Origin of the sequence: Pseudodesulfovibrio piezophilus C1TLV30 (assembly GCF_000341895.1) — a bacterium.
Lineage (GTDB): Bacteria > Desulfobacterota > Desulfovibrionia > Desulfovibrionales > Desulfovibrionaceae > Pseudodesulfovibrio > Pseudodesulfovibrio piezophilus.
Genome location: NC_020409.1, coordinates 528885 through 544729 on the forward strand (window position 1 = coordinate 528885; position 15845 = coordinate 544729).

At 42.6% G+C, this 15845-nt stretch carries 15 protein-coding genes; 10 read left to right on the forward strand and 5 right to left on the reverse strand.

Annotated features, from left to right (window positions below; all coding sequences use genetic code 11):
* Window positions 1-7 precede the first annotated feature (7 nt).
* From secD to BN4_RS02610, 5 genes are all read right to left on the reverse strand, one after another.
* Window positions 8-1603, reverse strand: coding sequence for a protein translocase subunit SecD (secD, locus tag BN4_RS02590; RefSeq protein ID WP_015413792.1), 1596 nt, complete (start codon window positions 1601-1603; stop codon window positions 8-10).
* 124 nt (window positions 1604-1727) lie between these two features.
* Entirely contained in the window at window positions 1728-2084 is a 357-nt protein-coding gene (gene yajC, locus BN4_RS02595; RefSeq protein ID WP_015413793.1) for a preprotein translocase subunit YajC, read from the reverse strand.
* A 39-nt stretch (window positions 2085-2123) separates the two neighbouring features.
* Window positions 2124-2885, reverse strand: coding sequence for a GltB/FmdC/FwdC-like GXGXG domain-containing protein (locus BN4_RS02600; RefSeq protein ID WP_015413794.1), 762 nt, complete (start codon window positions 2883-2885; stop codon window positions 2124-2126).
* A gap of 1 nt (window position 2886) precedes the next feature.
* Entirely contained in the window at window positions 2887-3984 is a 1098-nt protein-coding gene (locus BN4_RS02605) for a class II glutamine amidotransferase (protein ID WP_015413795.1), read from the reverse strand.
* Window positions 3985-4178: 194 nt separating this feature from the next.
* A complete protein-coding gene (locus BN4_RS02610; RefSeq protein WP_041720098.1) occupies window positions 4179-5705 on the reverse strand; it encodes a glutamate synthase-related protein in 1527 nt (508 codons plus the stop codon).
* A gap of 477 nt (window positions 5706-6182) precedes the next feature.
* Between BN4_RS02610 and dut the strand changes: the two genes are divergently transcribed.
* From dut to BN4_RS02660, 10 genes are all read left to right on the forward strand, one after another.
* Window positions 6183-6641, forward strand: coding sequence for a dUTP diphosphatase (gene dut / locus BN4_RS02615; RefSeq protein ID WP_015413798.1), 459 nt, complete (start codon window positions 6183-6185; stop codon window positions 6639-6641).
* A gap of 26 nt (window positions 6642-6667) precedes the next feature.
* Window positions 6668-7876, forward strand: coding sequence for an aspartate aminotransferase family protein (locus BN4_RS02620; RefSeq protein WP_041720099.1), 1209 nt, complete (start codon window positions 6668-6670; stop codon window positions 7874-7876).
* A 55-nt stretch (window positions 7877-7931) separates the two neighbouring features.
* Window positions 7932-8141, forward strand: a complete 210-nt coding sequence (locus BN4_RS02625) for a hypothetical protein (RefSeq protein WP_015413800.1) — start codon at window positions 7932-7934, stop codon at window positions 8139-8141.
* Window positions 8142-8212: 71 nt separating this feature from the next.
* Window positions 8213-9076 carry a 50S ribosomal protein L11 methyltransferase gene (gene prmA, locus BN4_RS02630; RefSeq protein ID WP_041720100.1) on the forward strand — a complete coding sequence of 288 codons (864 nt, stop codon included), beginning with the start codon at window positions 8213-8215 and terminating at the stop codon, window positions 9074-9076.
* 1 nt (window position 9077) lies between these two features.
* Window positions 9078-9731, forward strand: a complete 654-nt coding sequence (locus tag BN4_RS02635; RefSeq protein WP_015413802.1) for an endonuclease III domain-containing protein — start codon at window positions 9078-9080, stop codon at window positions 9729-9731.
* Between the two features lie 4 nt (window positions 9732-9735).
* Window positions 9736-10842: a murein hydrolase activator EnvC family protein gene (locus BN4_RS02640; protein WP_041720101.1), complete on the forward strand. Its 1107-nt coding sequence runs from the start codon at window positions 9736-9738 to the stop codon at window positions 10840-10842.
* 44 nt (window positions 10843-10886) lie between these two features.
* Window positions 10887-12170: a S41 family peptidase gene (locus BN4_RS02645; protein WP_015413804.1), complete on the forward strand. Its 1284-nt coding sequence runs from the start codon at window positions 10887-10889 to the stop codon at window positions 12168-12170.
* Window positions 12171-12186: 16 nt separating this feature from the next.
* Window positions 12187-13407, forward strand: coding sequence for a divergent polysaccharide deacetylase family protein (locus BN4_RS02650; RefSeq protein ID WP_015413805.1), 1221 nt, complete (start codon window positions 12187-12189; stop codon window positions 13405-13407).
* 320 nt (window positions 13408-13727) lie between these two features.
* Window positions 13728-14705 carry a flagellar motor switch protein FliM gene (gene fliM / locus BN4_RS02655; RefSeq protein WP_015413806.1) on the forward strand — a complete coding sequence of 326 codons (978 nt, stop codon included), beginning with the start codon at window positions 13728-13730 and terminating at the stop codon, window positions 14703-14705.
* A 128-nt stretch (window positions 14706-14833) separates the two neighbouring features.
* A complete protein-coding gene (locus tag BN4_RS02660) occupies window positions 14834-15784 on the forward strand; it encodes an ABC transporter substrate-binding protein (protein ID WP_015413807.1) in 951 nt (316 codons plus the stop codon).
* The last annotated feature ends 61 nt before the right edge of the window (window positions 15785-15845 follow it).

Genomic DNA, 15845 nt, shown 5'->3' on the forward strand with positions numbered 1-15845 from the left:
CGTCCCCTTAAATGCTCAGCTTAGTGCTTTCGGAGCGGCTTTTAGTGTAAACGTCGAACAGTATATGCGACACGAAAATGGCCGTAAACATGGAGGTGAGAATGCCAAGGGTCAGCGTGACTGCAAATCCTCTCACCGGCCCTGTTCCGAATTGGTACAGAATAATAGCCGCAATGATTGTTGTTACGTTGGCATCCATGATTGTCAGCGTCGCACGACTATATCCTTCAGCAATTGCTGCACGAGCTGTCAGACCACGCCTTAATTCTTCTCGTATTCTTTCAAAGATAATAACATTGGCATCAACAGCCATACCTATTGTCAGAATAATTCCTGCAATGCCAGGGAGTGTTAATGTTGCTCCAAAAACTGCCAATCCTGCCAGAATGAGCATAATGTTGAGGCATAAAACCACATCGGCCACGAAACCGGCAAAACCGTAATAAAAAATCATGAAGCCAAGAACCAGTGCCATACCGATAGCCGCAGACATGATTCCCTTATCAATTGATTCTTGTCCCAAAGATGGTCCGACTGAACGTTGCTCAAGTATCACGACTGGTGCGGGTAAGGAACCAGCACGGAGAACAACGGCCAGGTCTCGAGCTTCTTCACGGGTAAATTGACCGGTAATAGATGCACGTCCACCAGCAATCTTTTCCTGAATAACAGGAGCAGAATAGACCTTGCCATCAAGAACTATTGCCATCCGTTTATTAACATTATCAGCGGTCAGATTAGCAAAAATAGAGCCTCCCCTGCTGTTGAATGAGATTCCAACATAAGGTTTGTTCCACGAATCCAATCTAACTTTGGCATCGGTAATATACTCACCAGTCAAGACAGCGTCTTTTTTGAGGACAATCGGGTCTTCGGAATAGCTCCCGTTGGCTTGCCTTTTCATGAGAACGGAAAGCTCTCGCCCTGGGGCAAGGATTCCCTTCGTTGCTTTTTCGATGTCCGCTGTATCATCAACCATTTTGAACTCAAGATGAGCTGTTTGGCCAATAATTTTGATAGCTCGTTCAGGATCTTGCAACCCTGGTAACTGCACCTGGATGCGATTCCCCTGCTGTTTACGAATATCTGGTTCCGCCACACCGAATTGATCAATACGGTTTCGAATTGTCTTGATGGCCTGATCCATGGTCAGAGTTTCAATTTCCTTACGGTACTGAGGCGATACAGATAAAATAAATTTAACTTTGCCATCATCCATGGGGTCCATCGACTCTATATCAAAAGGGCTTTTATCCTTGACAGCTTCTTCGAAAGCATTCTGCTGGTCACCCTTCAAGAGAACAATTTCAATGCGACTATCCGACACCACATTGGGACGTAAAACAAAAATCTCATCTTCACGTGCTGAAGCTTTGAGATCATCTCCCAGCCGAGCAAGATTATTATGCATGGCAGTATCCATATCCACACCAAGTGTCAGATGTATACCACCTTTGAGATCAAGACCAAGATTAACGGAGTTACCCGGCAGAATTTTGCCGAGCGGTGAACCGGATACGCCTGGAACAGAAGGCAAGACATATGCCAATCCAAGAGCCAGAACAATCAGGGTTATAATGATTCTCCAACGCAGACTCTGCATGAAAACTCCTATGATACAAACATGTTGCAACCAAAAAGGTAGAACTTCATTAAACACAAGCGCGGACCAGTCCACATATATGTGGTCCGGCCCGCACGGAAGTCCTATTTCCGGGTTGTCAAGCCTACTTCTTTACATCAGCTGCGGGCTTGCCGTCTTTGTCGGCAACAAAACCGCGCTTAATAACAACATTGACACCTTTGGCTATCTCAAGTGTGAGATTGTCACCATCAATATCAACAATCATGCCAAGGATACCACCATTGGTCCATACTTTGTCGCCTTTCTTCAAGGCTTCCAACATGGTTTTGTGCTGTTTTTGCTTCTTCTGCTGAGGGCGGATGAGAAGGAAATAAAAGATGGCGAACATAAGCACGAGCATCGGCAGCGGACCACCTAGAATGCCAGCCAGTCCACCAGCCTCGGCCCCGGCTCCACCAGCAGGAGGGGCCATCGCGTAGGCTACGGAATCGAAGAACATAGTTCCTCCAGACAGGGTAATAATGTTTGTCGTCAGCGATTAGCAGGGAACGTACAAGTTACCATACGGTCTATGCGAGAACGGACGAATTTTCACGAAGTTCTCGCTTAAAATTTCCTTGCTGTCCAGCTTCAATTCTTTGGCGTATTCATTGGTAAGCTCTTTAATGACTTTAAGGTCTTCAGAGTCGACCGGTTGCGCGTGCAAACCAGACCCGAGTTGCTCTTGATGAACTTTTCCTCGGACATAAATTACGCCACCATGCATTCCTGTTCCAAGACTTCGTCCCGCAACAGGCGCATCAGGCTTACCAGAAAACATGCCCAAGAGCAAAATAATTCCACCAGCCATGTATTCACCAAGAAAGTCTCCAGCCTTCCCCCCTATAACTATTTTGGGTTGGTGTTCAAGATAGGCTTTCATGTGGATGCCGACACGGTAGCCGACATCTCCATGAACAAATATTTCTCCTCCTCTCATGGCATAGCCTAGAACATCTCCGGCTAACCCCTCAATAACGATGCGTCCTCCATCCATGGTATTTCCCACTCCATCCTGAGCATTGTTATGGACGCGTATATAGGGACCACGCATGAATGCTGCTAAGTCTTGACCGGGTACTCCATAAATATCAAAAACAAGGTCTCCTTCCATTGCTATCCCAATATAGCGCTGGCCATGGCAATTTTTTATAGTGAATTGAGTAACTCCGTCTTTAACCAAATTTCTGATCTCTTCATTGAATTGTTTATAATATATCTGCCCTGCCTCAAGGGTTCGTTCATCTCTTTTATTCTGCATTTCAATTCTCCAGATTAACAATAACTGGTTCTCCAGCCTTGGGCATCCAGACTTTATCCAATTCGGGACAAACATCCCGTACAGCTGACTCTTCACTTGACATAAAAACCATATCATCTTTTTCAGCCACCAAAAGTGGCCGTAATTTTATGCGGTCGTTTAACCCCATCAAACGATTATTATCAGCAACAAGAATGGCAAAAGGCCCATTCAACATTCCTGACCCATACGTCGTGCGAAGAAGAGTATAAAGCTCCTTATCCTCGGAATTCATTTTTTCTATTTCATCCCAAAAGGGAGGAGCAAAACATTTTGCAGCCATTTCCCAAGAAAGACCGTGTTTGCGTATCAATAAATCAAGTTCGTAGGCCACGACTTCGGTATCTGTCATCATTGTGCAGAGATAGTCATGCTCACACAAGTAGCGACGGTTGATACCATAAGAGGAAATTTCACCATTATGCACTATAGACCAATTGAGAATTGTAAAGGGATGGGCACCTCCCCACCACCCAGGTGTATTGGTTGGAAAACGGTTATGCCCTGTCCATATATATGCATTATATTCTTCGAGGCGGAAAAAATCTGCTATGTCTTCAGGAAAACCTACCCCTTTGAATGCACCCATGTTTTTCCCACTTGAAACAACAAAGGCTCCTGGAAAAGACGTATTGATTTTCATAACCACAGCAACAATATAATCCTCTTCAATTAAATGAGAAAATTCGTTGATGAGGTTGTTTGAAACGGTGACAAAATAACGATGAAAGAGAGGAGGATTTGCTATTGCAAGACTTTTTCTGGTCGGAATAGCTTCGAAGTAATGCATGTCAAAATATGTCCGCAACAGCTTCTCAACCTTTTCTATTGCGGCTTTGCTGTCATACATGAGATGAAAACAATATTTATCTGCGTGTTCCGGGTAGATCCCATACGCTGCAAAACCTCCCCCAAGTCCATTGCCCCGGTCATGCATGCATTTCATCGCTGCAATCGGTATGTTTCCCGAAATCAGCCCCCTTTTTTTGTGAATGACTCCAAAAACACCGCAGCCCGATATGTCCTTTTCAAAATCATGGTATTTATCAGGTGCTTTCATTTTTTACTCTTTTGCATCTCTGCATTAAAAGACTTTTTCTTAATCAACTTCAACGACGTCAGGATTCCAATTTTTTTTTAATCATCGGGCCACAAAAGAACATCCGGCGTACCGACAACAAATTGCTTTTTGTTTTTTTTCTTGAAGTTTTAGCTTAAATTTAATGAACTCAGTGCACATCCGGTCATACCCGTTTAACGACCGGCATGTTTAATACCAAGAATATCAAGTTCAGTATCAGACAGCCCTACCCCACGTAACTTGTCACGATTACCTCGGAGGCTTTCGATAGAATTAAGCCCCATTCCACCTAGCATTTCTTCTATTTCATGTCCCCAGGCCTGTATCAGGTTCGTGAGTCTTTTTGCGGCAATATCTGGATTTTGTCTTTTGGATAATTGGGGATCATTTGTTGCAATTCCCCATGGGCATTTTCCTGTGTAGCACCGGCCACAAAGCGTGCAGCCCACCGCGACAAGAGTAGCAGTCCCTATATAAACGGCGTCCGCTCCCAATGCGATAGATTTGACCACATCACCTGAACAACGAATTCCCCCTGCGGCAACGACGGAAACCTTGTGTCTGATTCCTTCGTCTCTCAGGCGCTGGTCTACCTGAGCTAAAGCAAGTTCAATGGGAATCCCGACATTATCACGAATCATTGCCGGAGCCGCGCCAGTCCCGCCTCGCATCCCGTCAATGGTGACAATATCTGCTCCAGCTCGAGCTATCCCAGATGCAATAGCCGCCACATTATGAACAGCTGCGATTTTGACAGATATGGGAACTTTGTATTCAGAGGCTTCTTTCAAAGCATATATTAACTGAAGAAGGTCTTCGATTGAATATATGTCATGATGCGGTGCTGGTGAAATTGCATCAGATCCAAGAGGAATCATACGCGTTTCAGAAACTTTATCATTGATCTTTTCACCGGGGAGATGCCCTCCAATTCCGGGCTTTGCTCCCTGTCCGACTTTGATCTCAATGCCAATACCAGCCTTAAGGTAATCCAAGTGAACCCCAAAACGCCCAGATGCAACCTGTACGATCGTATTCTTACCGTATTTGTAGAGAGATTGGTGAAGTCCCCCCTCACCCGTATTGTAAGCTGTACCGGTTTCAGTCGCAGCTCTCGCCATAGCTCTATGTAAATTGAAATTGATAGCTCCAAAACTCATGGCCGCAAACATGATAGGTATTGATAGCTCAATTTGTGGTGCCAATTTTGTTTTAAGCGACGGGTTCCCGTTTTTACCTTGGAAAACAGTCACCCTTTTAGGCTTTGCGCCAAGAAAAGTTTTCAACTCCATGGGCTCTCGAAGTGGATCGATGGAAGGATTGGTGACTTGACTCGCATCTAGCAGCATATGATCCCAGTAAACCGGGATATCGACAGGAGACCCCATTCCCGCCAAAAGAACTCCGCCTGTTTCTGCTTGTTTATAAATATTTTGCAAAAAATTTGCCCTCCAGAGACTATTCTCCCTGAAACCGGAAGGCGTATTTCGAATACTTAAAGCAGCGGTTGGACATAAAGCTGCACAACGATGACAGCCTATACAGAGGGCGTTGTTATGCGTCACTTTTTGTCTGCTTTCATCCCAAAAGTGAGCATCATAAGAACACTGCCTTATACAAACCTTGCAATTGATACAGAGCTCTTTGTCTCTATCAATGCAAAATTCATGGTAATTCTTATTGGCTGGTTGAAGCAGCAAAGCAAACACCTCATTTGTTTTCGCCAAAAAAGTAATAAAAACTTATCTTACAGGTATAACCTTGAGCCTTTTTTTACAATCGAGCAAAATGTACACAACATATACGATAAAACAACATTGCACGTCCAAAAGAAAGCTGTCAATAGTATGTATAACAATCTAGAATAAATGAACTTAAACAAAGTTGTTAGTATCGAAAAAACAGTTTCATCACCTCATCGCTCCCGTGTTTATCTTTCGAATTTCAAGCTGATTTTATCATAAGTTCTTGTTTCATTCTAAAAAAAGAACACCCTTTTGTAGATTGGCAAATGACATCTTTATACGTTGCTGGAAACAAAGATTCTATCTTGGACACTGATATTTTGTCGGGTCAACTCGACAACTTTTTTGAAAGACTGTGAAATGAGAGGAATTGACAGAGCCTGGCTTTAGGACAATAACTACCAATCAAACACAAGGATTGGATTTTACTGTATGAGAAAAATTGATGTGGATGTTAAATTTATAGATGACATGTGGGCTGACTATGATCTTGAGTATGCTACCGAATTCTCAGCTGGGCTTGACCTGAGAGCATGCTTGAAGTCATCTGAAATTGAGATAGCTCCAGGAAAAAAAGCAGCCATATCTGCTGGAATTTCTATTGAGATTCATGAGAAAAGTGTTGCTGCTTATATCTTTTCAAGAAGCGGCCTTGGGACTAAAGAAGGACTCACGATTAGTCAAGGAGTGGGCGTCATTGACCCTGATTATCGAGGAGAAATAAAGGTCTCTCTGCTCAATACTTCTGATCGAGTTCGACGAATTAAGCGCGGCCAGCGCATCGCACAAATGATCTTTATGCCCATATTCCAAGCTGTAATCAACCCGGTGCAAGAGTTGAACTCCACCAAACGAGGTGAAGGCGGCTTTGGCTCAACAGGGAAATTATAGTATTCCTCAAAAAAATGAGTTTTGAGATGACAAGTAAATTTGATGCAATAAAAGAAAAAGAGTCCAATCTGCTCTGCAATACATACGGTAGATATCCTTTAGCCATTGCAAGAGCAGAAGACTGTAGATTATACGATTTAGAAAATACAGAGTATATTGATTTCCTGGCTGGAATAGCAGTCTGCAGCCTGGGGCATTGCCGAGAAGAACTTGCGGATGTCATGACAGAACAGGCCAGAAAACTTGTCCATGTGAGCAATCTTTTTTACCAAGAACCGCAATTAGAACTTGCTGAAAAGCTCCTTTCCACATGTGCAGCAGACAAAGTTTTCTTCTGTAATTCTGGAGCGGAAGCCAATGAAGGTGCTATAAAGCTGGCACGAAAGTATATGCATACAATTCAAGGTAAAAACCGACACGAAATCATTACCTTGGAAAAATCTTTTCATGGCCGGACTCTCTCTACTTTGACTGCCACAGGTCAAGCTGGGCCTATCAAGGAAGGCTTCCATCCTCTTCCTGAAGGCTTCATTACCGTTCCTTTTGAAAATACCAATGCATTGAGAGGAGCTGTAAGTGATAAAACTGCGGCTATCATGATTGAAATGGTTCAGGGTGAAGGTGGTGTGCGCCCTCTTTCTTCTGAATTTGTTCAAGATATTAGCGAACTCTGTAAAGAAAATGGAATTCTTCTTATTGTTGACGAAGTTCAAACAGGACTTTGCAGAACAGGCCGTTTTTGGGCGCACCAACATTATGGAATTACACCTGATATATTTACATCGGCAAAAGCGCTGGCAAATGGACTGCCAATGGGGGCTGTCCTATGCAGGGATGAAGTCGCCCGAGCATTTGAACCGGGATCACATGCTACCACCTTTGGTGGAGGCGGAGTTGTCTCTGCTGTGGCAGCAAAAGTAATAGATATCATGCTGGAAGAAAAACTTTCCGAGCGAGCTTTTGAAATGGGAAAGTATTTGAGCGCGCAAGTACTTAAACTTAAACAAAAGTACCCGGAAAAGATTATAGGCCCCAGAGGTCTTGGGCTTTTATTTGGAATTGAGTTGGCTTTCAATGGTTCTGAAATATGGAAATCTCTTTTGAATAAACGCATTATATGCAATTTGACTCAAGGAACAATTCTGCGTCTTGTTCCTCCTTTAACTATTACACATGAAGATATTAATATCTTTATTGCTGCATTGGATGCAGCTCTTGAGGAATCTGAAACATAGCCGACCTTGACCACGGCAACGGGTACGCGTAGTTGAAACGTGAGGTGGTGAATATATGAGCAATATTGTAGGCATTGAATCCCTGAGTGGCACTCTTCCCACACGGGATGATGACCGAGAAAATGTTGATTCTACATTCAATATTCCTGACGAATTTGCAATCTCTCCTCTCACTAAAAACTTGGCTGAAAAACAGGATAATAAAACGACTCTGCAGGATGCACAATATACTGGGAAAGGGTCCTTTATGGACACGGTTTTCTAATTTCCCCAGCACAACCAGGGGTCAGGAATCAAAATTCCTGGCCCCCTCTCGCTTTTATGGAGCAAGCAAAGATGTCTACATTATTTAAAATTGAATTTACAATCGCTGAAGACAAGGCAGATGAAGCGGGAATATTCATCTCCTCCAAGGTTCCCCATGGCTGGGAGGAAACTCCGAGTGCAGAGGGGAGGCGAATGACTTTGTTTCTTGAAGACCATATTTTGGGAATTGAAATAGTCAAAGAATTTGAATCCCATTTTCCAGACGCTGAAATTCTCCATTCAGAACAAAAAAAGGAAGATTGGGCTTTAGCCTGGAAAGATTTTTTTACACCGGTCACATGTGGGAAAACATTTACGATCCTCCCCCCTTGGTTAAAAAGTCAAGGAACAGAAACTTCTCAAAATATTATTATTGAACCTAAAATGGCATTTGGAACAGGTCACCATCCAACGACAGCCCTTTGCTTGAAAACCATAGGGAATCTATGGAATAAAAAAGCACTGCACTCTGACCAGACATTTCTTGATCTTGGTACTGGATCAGGAATCCTGGGGATTGGACTTGGTAAATTGGGACTTACTGGCCTTGGCCTTGATACTGACCCACAGGCTATTATTTGTGCGAAAGAGAACGTAAAAAACAATAAGGTCTGCGGAAAATTAACACTTGCAGTTGGCAGCATCAACTCTCTGGATAGGAACATCAATTATGATGTGATCGTTGCTAATATCTTGTCTGGACCATTGATAGAAATGGCCTCAGACATCATACCTCATATAAAAAAAGGTGGGAGCTTGATTCTCTCAGGGATACTCACCGAAAAACAGGCAGATGCTGTGGCTGAAACGTATGAAAGATATAATATAGGAACACCTGCTCGCTTCATTGAAGGAGAATGGTCTTGTCTTGTTTGGGAGACTGTGGAGAACTAAGATGGGACAGGCCGCCACGCTCATATCACTTTACCACGCAATGAGAGACAAACTCGGGCCAAGTCATTGGTGGCCTGGTGACTCGCCCTTTGAAATTGCAATCGGCGCTATCCTAACTCAGAATACAAACTGGCAGAACGTTGAAAAGGCCCTTGGCAATCTAAAAAAAACGGGCAACCTGACACCGGAGAAAATGTATTCCCTTTCCTTCGAAGAATTATCAAACTTGATTCATCCAGCGGGATATTACAATATAAAGACTCGAAGGATTAAAAACTTTCTCGAATTTCTTAATATTGAGGCAAGTTTCGATATCGAAAACTTGGCTTCACAAGAAATTCAGGATATCCGTCCAAAAATTTTAGGAGTAAATGGGATAGGGCCTGAAACAGCGGATGCCATTTTGCTCTACGCTCTTCAACTGCCTGTTTTTGTAGTAGATGCATATACACAAAGGATTTTGCACAGACATGATCTTGTTCACGATGGAATTGATTATCATGAACTACAGGCTCTTTTCATGGACTCCCTCCCCCAAGATGTGTCAGTTTACAACGAATTCCATGCACTCATCGTGAGGACTGGTAAACAATGGTGCAAAAAAAAAGTCGGGGTCTGTGATTCATGCCCGCTCCAACCTTTTCTTTTTGTCTGAATTAATGAAAAATATTTATTTGCCATTTGCTCTTTTCTTGTTTTTATTACCATTCACTTCCCATGCTATGGAGACAGGAGAAACGCTTCATAAAACACTCCTGCAAGAAAACAAAAAAGCTGATGACAAAGAAGTGAGAGTCAAGGAACTTACTCGCCAAGCCGGCAAAATATCTTTACAGCTTAGTAGTATAGAGCATGGTATAAGAAGCTTGAGCAGCAAAATATCCTCACAAGAGAGAATCCTGAGACAAATTCGACAAAATGAAAAAAAAGCACGAAGTGATCATTTTATCCTAGAGGCAGAAAAGGCTCAAATAAAAACTGAATTATCCAGTCTAATGAAGTATTTATGGCCCATACATCTTCAAAATATTCGTGCTCGTTTCGAAGGAGTGCAAAGTTGGGATATGTTTGATCGCCGTTTTAACTGGTTGGCATGTGTGTATGGAGCAACTCAGGAAAAAATGGATGAAGCCCAACTGAATTCAGATAAGATCAGCAATAACCTTGAACGACAACAACTTCTTGAAAAAGAAGCCGAAACCCAATTATCTCAGATAAATAAAAATAAAGACAACCTACTGAAGAACAAGTATATTCTTCGAAAGAATTTAAGCAAGACGCGTCGAAAAAAACAAACTATTGAGTCTGAACTCAATGAGATACTCGCAACGATAGAAGAATTAAAGTACCAACTTCAATCACAAAAAAATAAGAAATTCACGCTCTACAAAAGAGCACTTCCATGGCCCGTTCACGGACATTTACTCAGTTCCTTTAATCTTCAATCCAAGCCACCAAGAAGAGGGCTGACGCTCGGCACAACAGCCGATACAAAAGTTCAATCTGTTTTTTGGGGCAAAGTTGTTCATAATGATACGTTACGAGGTTTTGGCCATGTTGTAATCGTGTATCATGGATATGACTATTACAGTCTCTATGCATATTTATCAAAGACATATGTACGAAACGGCCAGGAAGTCGAAAAAGATGAACCTCTCGGGGTTGTAGGCTATTCACCAAAGGTTGGTGGTCCTGGACTATATTTTGAATTGCGTTTTCATCAAAAACCAATTAACCCGAAGCTTTGGTTGACTGCCCTTCGCTAAGGCATCATCCCACTCTGAACCCACTCCGTTTTACGGGAGGACATATGCGAATTACGCTCTGGCTGATCACTTTTCTCTTGCTGTTCACTTTGACTGTTTCCCCTGTTCAAACTCAGGCGGCAACTGATGGTCATTTTGAGGCGCTTAAGCGTTTTTCGCAGGTGCTTGACATGGTTGAGAGCTACTATGTCAAACCGATTTCCCGGAAAGAGCTTATTGACAATTCAATAAAAGGAATGATTGAGCAACTTGATCCCCACTCATCTTACCTGACGCCTGAGGATTATAAGGGGATGCAGGAAGATACTGCTGGAAAATTTTCCGGTATTGGTATCGAGATCAGTCTTGATCAAGGCCGTATAATTGTCGTCACACCCATTGAAGATACTCCCGCTGATAAAGCCGGTCTTCTTGCAGGTGATATTATCCTTGAAATAGAAGGAGAGTCGACACAAGACATGACATTGCTTGATGCAGTCAAGAGAATCCGTGGAGACAAGGGAACAATCGTTCATCTGCTGATCTTACATAAGGATTCAAATCACCCTGAAGATGTTGCCATTGTTCGAGGCACCATTCCTATTATCAGCGTAAAAACTCAATCCCTTGAAGACGGCTATCTCTATTTACGCCTCACTGGATTCAAAGAGTCCACAACAAAAAATATGCGTCAAGAAATTGTTGAGTATCAAAAAAAACATACCCTGAAAGGGATTGTCCTCGATTTACGGAATAACCCTGGAGGGTTACTTGGACAAGCCGTTTCCGTTGCCGATACTTTTATCGATGAAGGCACGATCGTATATATTCAGGGAAAAGATGCAAAGAATCGAAAAGATTTCTTTGCTGCACGAAATTCGGATGATGTGCGCGTCCCTCTGGTGACGATCATTAATGCAGGTTCGGCCTCAGCTTCGGAAATCGTAGCAGGAGCCTTGCAGGATCATAAACGTGGGCTGATTGTTGGTGAACGATCTTTTGGTAAAGGGTCGGTACAAACAATCATTCCAATGGCTGACGGCACAGGAATCAAATTGACCACGGCACTTTATTACACTCCTGCTGGACGTTCTATTCAGGCTCGTGGAATTGACCCCGATTTGAGAATACCATTTATTGCCCCAGTTAAAGATGACGAGAAAGCGATGCGGGACCGTCTGACGATCAGAGAAAAAGATTTGAATAGACACCTCGAAAATGGCAATAAAACCAAACCTCATTCTGACAAAGATGCTGAACAGGCCCACGACAGACTCGCAAGGGATAACCAATTAAGAATGGCGTTGGAACTTGTAAAAAGTCTTCCTAAATTCAAAGCGTTAAAATAAGGGATCCCCTTCTCCCATGGAAGAACACTCCCAGGAAGAGACAAAAAATGAACAGACCGGGCTGAAGAAGCTTTTGAGGAAGCTCTATCAGCCCGGTCCTCTCATATTGCTGTTTATTGCTGCATTTGGCGCATTAGTAATGCTCGCTGTTCATATTTTGACCCAAACTCCGCCTCCTCCACCGGTGGTTATGACGCCACAACCGTACACTCAACGGGTGTATGAAGAGGAGAGTTCTTTCACGTTGGAAGATCAGGTCAAAGTTGTAGATTTAGGCATCATCAAGACAATGCAATCCATGAAAATTGCGATGTCTCAGTTGGATCTTCTCAGTGTTGAGATACACAAGCGTGAGGGGGAAAATTTCCATTACCAAGTGTTACAACTTCCTTCTCCCCCAGAATACTCTCTCTTTCTCAAGACATTGAGAGGTTACCTGCAACAGCAAGCCCCAAATGCAAATATAACTCTTACCAATGATCAAGAGTTGGTGATTACCATTGAAGGGCTTCCTACTCATAAACTTTTATTTGAAAAAAAACCTGTCCCTCTTTCTCGCCAATCGGAAAGCCTTGGCCCTAAAATGGTTATCGTTATTGATGATATAGGTGAGAACATGAAAGTTTTACATGGGTTGGTGGCTCTCGATTTCCCGATCACCTTGGCAGTTTGGCCGCATGCATCGTTCACACGTCAAGCAGTGAAACTCATTCGTGAAACCCAACATGATCTCATTATTCATTTTCCGATGGAACCCATGGGGTATCCCAAGTACAACCCTGGCGAAGATGCCCTTTTTGTTACGATGAGTGCCAGTGAAATTCGCGCTCAAATAGCCCTTAATCTTTCTCAAATCCCAGAAGCTATCGGTGTCAATAACCACATGGGGTCGCGCTTCACTTCTGACAAAAAAGGCATGAAAATAGCGTTATCCGAATTTAAACAAAAAGGTCTTTTTTTTCTCGATAGCCTGACGACGTCTCAAAGTGTCGCAAAATCAATTGCTTCTGAAGTTGGTATACCTTTCTATGAGCGCGATGTTTTTATTGATAACATTAAAAATATTGATGCGATTATCCATCAGCTTAAAAAAGCTGAAAAAGTGACACTTAAGCAGGGGCACTCCATTGTGATTGGGCATCCGTATCCGCAAACTCTTGCCGCACTCCAAAAATGGAGCAAGGGCAGAAATAAAATGATTCAACTTATATCGTTGTCACAACTACCACCACAATAAAAAATATACGTTATTTTTTGTTTTTAAGACTCAAAAGGAAATAGCAAGTTGCTCATTTTCTTGATTTTGATTGTCATATTAAAATGTTATATAAAAGATAAGAAAAACTTGAGATTTTATTAAGATGAAAACGGCTCAGTTGGATAAGCAAATGTTGCCATATTGGCAGAGCGCGTGTAACAAATAGTTAAGTGAATTCAATTTTATGCCGAAGAGATTAATATATACGGACTACTTTTTGCTAGTTGTTTCACTGAGTTCAAAATTTCGACATATGTCCTCCCCTTCTTAGGGGATTAAATGAATGAGGCGATTCCTAGATGAGCAAAATCCTCGAACAAGATGAAGTTGATGCCCTGCTCCGAGGACTTTCAGGCGGGGATGTCGAGACAGAGACTGAAATACCAGAAGATGATTCTGGTGTGGTTGCTTTTGACCTTGCAAATCAGGACAGGATTATACGAGGTCGTATGCCTGTCTTGGAGATCGTTAATGACCGTTTTGCACGGCTCTGCACAAATGCCCTCGCAAATACCATGCGCAAACGTGTCGATATCAATCCAATTTCTATTGATATGTCAAAGTTTGGCGACTTTATGCGCTCACTTCCGGTACCAACATCTATATCCATTTTTAAAATGGACCCCTTACGCGGAAATGCTCTACTGGTAGTGGATTCGCGTTTGGTCTTTGCTCTTGTTGAAAACTTTTTCGGCGGTGCAGGGAGCCAACCGAAGGTAGAAGGACGAGATTTTACTCCCATTGAGCAAGCTATTGTTGAACGTGTCGTTAAAATCGCTTTGTCCAATATGGAAGAATCGTGGAAACCTGTTCACGAAGTGCATGTCGAGTTAGTTCGTACGGAAGTAAATCCACAATTTGCAGCGATAGTCCCTCCGTCGGATGTTGTTATTGTAGTTACCTTCGAAGTGGAACTTGAAAATGCCATCGGCTCGCTTATTGTTTGCCTCCCCTATGCAACAATGGAACCTATCAGATCAAAATTGCATGCCTCATTCCAGTCTGAGCGCTTGGAAGTTGATCATGTTTGGATAAATCGTTTTAAAGAACGGCTTATGGAAACCCCTGTAGAGATGGTTGTACGCATGGGAAGGACTACTATTAGCGGACGCCAACTTCTTTACTTGCAGGAAGGGGATATTATTCTTCTTGATACTGACGAAGATGAATTACTTGAGGCAGAAGTCGAAGGAGTTCGTAAATTTCATGGACTGCCGGGTAGAGTTAAAGGCAACAAATCCTTTCAAGTTATCAAGGAAGAAGAAATCCGTTTTTAGGAGTTCCGAGTTTACCTTTTCTGAGGGAGGCCGTATCATTCGGCCTCCCTTGCTTTTAAAGTTAAGTATTCTTGAGTGATAAATTTTCTATGTATTTTTTGGACTTTATATAATTAGGAGTGTTTTTCATGAGAAAAATCATTTTGATCACGTTGGCTATACTTATGTTTGCTTCAAGTGCATTCGCAGGTAAAAATTATACCATATCCATTACTCAAATTGTTGAGCACCCGTCCCTGGATGCCATGCGCAATGGTTTTCTTGACCGCCTCAAAGAAAAGGGAGTGGATGTAACAGCTAACGTCCATATTGCTCAAGGAAACGCTGCCACCAATGTTCAGATAGTCAGTCAAATGCGAGGTGAAAATCCAGATCTTATTCTTGCAATTGCCACGCCTGGCGCCCAAGCGGCAGCCCAAAAAATAAAAGACTGCCCTATTCTCTTTACTGGAGTGACTGACCCCGTTTCTGCTGGCCTTGTCCATGATTTGAAGAATACACATGGCCGAAATATAACAGGTATGTCCGATTTCAGCCCTATGGATAAACATGTTGCTTTAATCAAAGAGGTTGTTCCAAGTGCTCAATCTGTTGGAGTTATCTACAATGCTGGAGAACCCAATTCTGTCGCATTAGTACAAAAACTGCGTGAAGAAATATTGAAATCACATTTGAAACTCGAAGAGGCGACCATAGCTAATTCAAGTGGCGTTTACCAAGCAGCAAAAAGCCTTGTTGGAAAAACAGATGTTATCTATATTCCAACCGATAACACCGCAATCTCCGCCTTGGAATCTGCTATCAAAGTTTGTAGGCAAAACAAATTACCGCTTATTGTAGGAGATGTAGACTCCGTGGAACGTGGCGCGATTGCCGCTGTTGCAGTCGATTACTACAAAATGGGTTTGCAAACAGGAGATATGGCATATAAAATCCTAGTCGAAGGCATTCAACCAGCTGATATGCCAATTGAATTTCTCAATGATCTTAATTTGCATATTAACAAAACAGCTGCTGCTTCCATGGGGATAACTTTGCCTGATGATCTTATCAAACGAGCATCCAAAGTTATTCAATAAAACACACTTGATTTGCGTATTTATGGGATTCATTATAAAAGGCGCGTTGCTGCAAACGCGC

Bases quoted from the DNA above. Each gene is read 5' to 3' on its own strand.
- secD (WP_015413792.1), bottom strand. From the start codon at position 1,603: ATGCAGAGTCTGCGTTGGAGAATCATTATAACCCTGATTGTTCTGGCT.
- yajC (WP_015413793.1), bottom strand. From the start codon at position 2,084: ATGTTCTTCGATTCCGTAGCCTACGCGATGGCCCCTCCTGCTGGTGGA.
- BN4_RS02600 (WP_015413794.1), bottom strand. From the start codon at position 2,885: ATGCAGAATAAAAGAGATGAACGAACCCTTGAGGCAGGGCAGATATAT.
- BN4_RS02605 (WP_015413795.1), bottom strand. From the start codon at position 3,984: ATGAAAGCACCTGATAAATACCATGATTTTGAAAAGGACATATCGGGC.
- dut (WP_015413798.1), top strand. From the start codon at position 6,183: ATGAGAAAAATTGATGTGGATGTTAAATTTATAGATGACATGTGGGCT.
- BN4_RS02620 (WP_041720099.1), top strand. From the start codon at position 6,668: ATGACAAGTAAATTTGATGCAATAAAAGAAAAAGAGTCCAATCTGCTC.
- BN4_RS02625 (WP_015413800.1), top strand. From the start codon at position 7,932: ATGAGCAATATTGTAGGCATTGAATCCCTGAGTGGCACTCTTCCCACA.
- prmA (WP_041720100.1), top strand. From the start codon at position 8,213: ATGTCTACATTATTTAAAATTGAATTTACAATCGCTGAAGACAAGGCA.
- BN4_RS02635 (WP_015413802.1), top strand. From the start codon at position 9,078: ATGGGACAGGCCGCCACGCTCATATCACTTTACCACGCAATGAGAGAC.
- BN4_RS02640 (WP_041720101.1), top strand. From the start codon at position 9,736: ATGAAAAATATTTATTTGCCATTTGCTCTTTTCTTGTTTTTATTACCA.
- BN4_RS02645 (WP_015413804.1), top strand. From the start codon at position 10,887: ATGCGAATTACGCTCTGGCTGATCACTTTTCTCTTGCTGTTCACTTTG.
- BN4_RS02650 (WP_015413805.1), top strand. From the start codon at position 12,187: ATGGAAGAACACTCCCAGGAAGAGACAAAAAATGAACAGACCGGGCTG.
- fliM (WP_015413806.1), top strand. From the start codon at position 13,728: ATGAGCAAAATCCTCGAACAAGATGAAGTTGATGCCCTGCTCCGAGGA.
- BN4_RS02660 (WP_015413807.1), top strand. From the start codon at position 14,834: ATGAGAAAAATCATTTTGATCACGTTGGCTATACTTATGTTTGCTTCA.